1 protein-coding gene is annotated in these 3,331 nt (G+C 71.7%); it reads right to left on the bottom strand.

Going from position 1 to position 3,331, the window contains the following annotated elements:
• Window positions 1-3,331, bottom strand: a 3,331-nt coding sequence (locus ABZ154_RS34870) for an amino acid adenylation domain-containing protein (protein ID WP_356838468.1), incomplete at both ends; no start/stop codon positions are given.

The raw sequence follows: 3,331 nt of genomic DNA, 5'->3' as shown, positions 1-3,331 counted from the left end.
TCCAGCACCGGACGCGAACCCCCCACCGACAGATGCCCCGCCACACCCGCCACCGTCGGAGCATCGAACAACGCCCGCAACGGCAACTCCACACCGAGCACCCGGCGAATCCGGCTCACCAACCGCGTCGCCAACAGCGAATGACCACCCAGATCGAAGAAGTCGTCATCCACCCCCACCACCGGAACACCCAGCACATCCGCGAAAAGGGCGGCGAGGACCTGCTCCTGCGGGGTGCGGGCGGCCCGCCGGGGGGTGACCTCGTACTCCGGCGCGGGCAGCGCCGCCCGGTCGAGCTTGCCGCTCGGCGTACGCGGCACGGCGTCGAGCACGACGAAGGCGGCGGGCACCATGTAGTCGGGCAGTCGGTCGCGTGCCGCGTCCCGCACCGCGGCCACCGAGATTCCGCTCTCGCCCTCGGGGACCAGGTAGGCGACCAGCCGGCTGACGCCGTCCTGGTGGTCGTGGGCGGTCACCACGGCCTGGGCCACCTCGGGCCTGCGGCGCAGTACCGCCTCGATCTCGCCGGGTTCGACGCGGAAGCCACGGATCTTCACCTGATTGTCGGCTCGGCCCAGGTATTCGAGCTGCCCGTCGGCGTTCCAGCGGGCGAGGTCGCCCGTACGGTACATCCGCGCGCCCGGCGAGCCGAAGGGGCCGGCGACGAACCGCTCCGCCGTCAGCCCTGGCCGCCCGACGTATCCGCGTGCGAGGCCCGCTCCCGACACGTACAGCTCCCCGGGTACGCCTACGGGGACGAGGTCGAGCCGGTCGTCGAGCACCAGTGCGGCCAGCCCCGCCAGCGGTCGGCCGATCGGGACCGGGCCACGCTCCCGGCCGGTCAGCAGCGGGCTCATCGCGGCGCCCACGGTCGACTCGGTGGGACCGTACGCGTTGATCATCCGGCGTCCCGGGGCCCACCGCGCGGTCACGTCGGGCGGGCACGCCTCGCCCGCGACCGCCAGCGTGGTCAGGCCGGTGAGCCGGTCCGGGCCGTCCATGTCCTCCAGGGTGGCCAGGACGGACGGCGGGAGCGTCGCGTTGGTGATCCGCTCGCGGTGGAGCAGTTCGGCCAGTTCCCGTCCGGCGATCCCGGTCTCCTCGGGCACCACCAGCGTCGCCGCGGCGCCGAAGGCGGTCACCATCTCCGAGACCATGGCATCGAAGCTGGACGGCGAGAACTGCAGCACCCGGTCTCCGGAACCCAGTCCGAAGGCGGCTCGCTTGGCCGCCGCCAGGCCCGCGATTCCGGCGTGCGTGACCTCGACACCCTTGGGGCGGCCGGTCGAACCGGAGGTGTAGATCAGGTACGCGGCGTACGCCGGGTCGACCTCGATGCCGGGGCCGGTGCCGGGGCAGTCCGTGAAGTCCTGGCGTACCCACGCGTCATCGAGCACCACCGAAGGCGCCGCGTCACCGAGCATGTACGCCCGCCGCTCGGCGGGGTAGTCCGGGTCCACCGGCACGTACGCCGCACCGGTCTTCATCACACCGAGCAGTGCCGCCAGCAGGCCGGGCCCGCGGCGCATCAGCAACGCCGCCCGTCCGCCCGGGCCGAGTCCCTGGCCGCGCAGCTGCCAGGCGACGCGGTTGGACCAGGCGTCCAGTTCGGCGTACGTCAGCTCCTCGTCGCCCCACGCGACGGCGGGCGACGTTGGGGCGCGTCGTACGGCGTCCGCGAACAGGCCGGGCAGGGTGAGCGGTTCGAGGACCGCGCGGCCGCGGGTGCCATCGGACACGGGTCCGGCGGATGCGGCGCCGGCGGCCGTCGGCAGGTCACGCACTCCCGACCATCCGAGCAGCCTGCGACGCTCCTGCGGGACGAGCAGGTCGAGGGTGTCGACCGCGCGGTCCGGGTCGGCCGCCGCGGCGGTCAGCAGCCGCGTGAGCCTCGCCCCGAACGCCTCGGCGGTGGCGGGATCGTAGAGGTCGGTGGCGTACGCGAGGAAACCTGAGATCCCCGCCGGACCGCCGCTCTCGTCGAAGGTCTCGCCGATGTTGAGCAGCAGATCGAACTGGGAGCTGCCCCGCCCCGGGTTCTCCAGCCGTGCCCGCAGACCGGGCAGGTCGAAATTGGCCTCGGTGGTGTTCTGAAGGGTGAGCATGATCTGGACGAGAGGGTGGTGTCCGGGTGAGCGCTTCGGGTTGAGCTTCTCCACCAGGTACTCGAAGGGGACGTCCTGGTGGGCGTAGGCGGCCAGACTCGTCCCCCTCACCTGCGTCAGCAGATCGGCGAAGGCCGGGCGCCCCGAGGTGTCGGTCCGCAGGATCAGCGTGTTGACGAAGAAGCCGACCAGGTTCTCCAGACTCTCATCGGTACGTCCGGCGATGGGTGAGCCCACGGCGATGTCCGACCCCGCACCCAGTCTCGACAGCACTGCCGCCAGGCCCGTGTGCAGGACCATGAACAGCGTCGCGTCCGCCGAACGGGCCAGCTCCCGCAGAGCGGTATGCGTCGCGGCGTCGATCTCGAACGGCAGCATCTCGCTGCGGTGGGACGCCTCGGTCGGCCGCGGCCGGTCGGCGGGGAGGGAGACGATGTCAGGCAGGCCGTTCAGGTGATCGGTCCAGTAGGCGGCTTGGTGCCGCAGCAGGCTGTCCGGGTCGGTGTCCTCGCCGAGCAGTTCGTGCTGCCAGAGGCTGTAGTCGGCGTACTGCACCGGCAGCGCCGACCACGTCGGCGGCTCACCGGTGCGGCGGGCCGCGTATGCGGCCACCAGGTCCTCGGCCAGGTGCGCCATCGACCAGCCGTCACTGGCGATGTGGTGCATCACCAGCATCAGGACGCTCTCGTCCGGTTGGACGGTCAGCAAAGTGGCCCGCAGCGGGATCTCCCGGTCCAGCTCGAATCCGTACCGGGCCAGGTCGTGCACGAGCCGATCGCGCCGCTCCTCCGACTCCGCGGCCTCGGTGGTGAGGGTGAGGTGGGCTTCGGTGGGCGTGAGAATGCGCTGATACGGTTCCCCGTCGAGGTCGGGGAAGACCGTCCGCAGCGGCTCGTGCCGGGCGATCACGTCGTTGAGCGCCGCCTCCAGCGCCGGGATGTCGAGGTCACCGGTCAGCCGCAGCACCAGCGGAATGTTGTAGATCGCCGAGGCGCCCTGGAACTTGTAGAGGAACCACAACCGTCGCTGCGCGAACGACAGCGGCAGGCGCCCGGGACGCTCCCGGCGTGCCAACACCGGACGCGAGCCGGCATCCGACAGGTGTCGCACGAGCCCCGAGGCGGTCGGCCGGTCGAACAGCGTGCGCAACTGCAGGTCCACGCCCAGTACCGCACGTATCCGGTTGATCAGGCGGGTCGCGAGCAGGGAGTGTCCGCCCAGGTCGA

This window comes from Streptomyces sp. NPDC006261 (assembly GCF_040613515.1).
GTDB lineage: Bacteria > Actinomycetota > Actinomycetes > Streptomycetales > Streptomycetaceae > Streptomyces.
The sequence above is the reverse complement of the archived record's forward strand: the minus strand, read 5'-3'. Positions and strand labels throughout refer to the sequence as shown.